This is a genomic window from Photorhabdus viridis (assembly GCF_040256935.1).
GTDB classification, from domain to species: domain Bacteria; phylum Pseudomonadota; class Gammaproteobacteria; order Enterobacterales; family Enterobacteriaceae; genus Photorhabdus; species Photorhabdus viridis.
Genome location: NZ_JBEJZY010000123.1, coordinates 1 through 2,295, shown reverse-complemented (window position 1 = coordinate 2,295; position 2,295 = coordinate 1). Strand labels below are relative to the sequence as shown.

The window sequence follows — 2,295 nt, the reverse complement described above, 5'->3', positions numbered from 1 at the left end:
CATTTTCAAAGGGAAATTAATCGCATTTAATCGAAGATCATTAACCATTAATAGCTAATTGAAAATAAATCTGTACGTAAAAGGATATTATCCAAGTAGATGAGTATTAAAGTGTTTTCTCACCAGTTATTTAACAACGTCAGTAAAGATAAAAAGTGGATATGATTAGCGTTCATTAAACATAATACGGTGATGATTAAACTTAACAAAAAACAGAGGTTAAAAGTGATAAAAACGACGGTTAAAACTTTATACCGATTAACACCATCAGTTAAAAAAATGACTTTTAATCACAGGTTAAATCCTGCTCATTATAAAACGCAGGGCAAAATTCATTTTGTTTATCCTGCCCTGTTTAATCCATTTATCAGTGTTCCTATCCTCCCTTTATTTTACATTTACCTGACCTGCTATAATCATTTAAAAACGTGAATACAGAAGTATTAAAGCTTTTATATCAGGGCGGATTAAAACGCAATAAATGCCGATTTTCAAAAGGAGAATTAATGGCATTTAATCGAAAATCATTAACCGTTAATAGCGAGTTGAAAAGAAATTAGCACGTAAAAGGATATTGTCCGAAAAAATGAGTATTAAAGCATTTTCTCGCCGGTTATTTAACAGCATCAGTAAAGATAAAAAGTGGATATGATTTGCGTTCGTTAAACGTGATCCGATGATGATTAAACTTAATAAAAATCCGGGGTTAAAAAGGGTAAAAATGATCGTTAAAACTTTACATCGATTAACACCATCAGTTTAAAAAATGATTTTTAATCACAGGTTAAATCCTGCCAATAATAAAACGCGAATACCGCCGTATTAAAATATTATATCAAAGCGGATTTAACGCAATAAATGAGCATTTTCAAAGGGAAATTAATCGCATTTAATCGAAGATCATTAACCATTAATAGTGAATTAAAAATAAATCTGTACGTAAAAGGATATTATCCAAGTAGATGAGTATTAAAGTGTTTTCTCACCAGTTATTTAACAACGTCAGTAAAGATAAAAAGTGGATATGATTAGCGTTCATTAAACATAATACGGTGATGATTAAACTTAATAAAAAACCGGGGTTAATAAGGGTAAAAATGACAGTTAAAACTTTACATCGATTAACACCATCAGTTTAAAAAATGATTTTTAATCACAGGTTAAATCCTACTCATCATAAAACTCATGGCAGGATTCATTTTGCTTACCCTGTCCTGTTTAATTTATTCATCAATGATTCTATATTCCACTTATTTTACATTTACCTAACCTGTTATAATAATTTAAAAACGCGAATACCGCCGTATTAAAATCTTATATCAAAGCGGATTTAACGCAATAAATGGGCATTTTCAAAGGGAAATTAATCGCATTTAATCGAAGATCATTAACCATTAATAGTGAATTGAAAATAAATCTGTACGTAAAAGGATATTATCCAAGTAGATGAGTATTAAAGTGTTTTCTCACCAGTTATTTAACAGCGTCAGTAAAGATAAAAAGTGGATATGATTTGCGTTCATTAAACATAATACGGTGATGATTAAAATTAATAAAAAACCGGGGTTAAAAGTGATAAAAACGACGGTCAAAATTTTATACCGATTAACACGATCAGTTAAAAACATGAATTTTAATCACAGGTTAAATCCTGCCAATCATAAAACGCATGGCAGAATTCACTTTATTTACTCTTCCTTGTTTAATTTATTTATTAGTGTTCCTATCCTCCCTTTATTTTACATTTACCTGACCTGCTATAATCATTTAAAAGCGCGAATACCGAAGTATCAAAGCTTTTATATCCGGGCAGATTAAACGCAATAAATGCCGTTTTTCAAAAGGACATTTAATAGAAAATCAATAACCGTTAATAGCGAGTTGAAAAGAAATCCGCACGTAAAAGAATACTCTCTAAAAAGAGGGGGGTTAGTTAAAAAAATGACTTTTAATCACAGGTTAAATTCTGCCAATAATAAAACGCAGGGCAGGATCCATTTTGTTTACCCTGCCCTGTTTAATCCATTTATCAGCGATTCTATACCCTACTTATTTTACATTGGCCTGGCCTGTCATAATCATTTAAAAGCGTGAATACCGAAGTATTAAAGCTTTTATATCAAAGCGGATTAAATGCAATAAAAAAGATAAAACAGTTAATTTGTCAGGATTTACACCCTGAAAAAATTGCCCAGCACATGGCTGACCGGATGACGGCGCAACCCGCCGGCGGGTTGCAGTTCACCCTCGCCGCCGCCGGCCTGCCGCCCCACACCTTTGTCGTCGCCGGCTTTT

At 32.3% G+C, this 2,295-nt stretch carries 1 protein-coding gene; it reads left to right on the top strand.

The annotated features are described in order from the left end of the window. Positions 1 to 2,090: 2,090 nt before the first annotated feature. Positions 2,091 to 2,295 (top strand): hypothetical protein (locus ABR397_RS22310; RefSeq protein WP_350307627.1); only part of this gene is annotated, 205 nt, incomplete at its 3' end.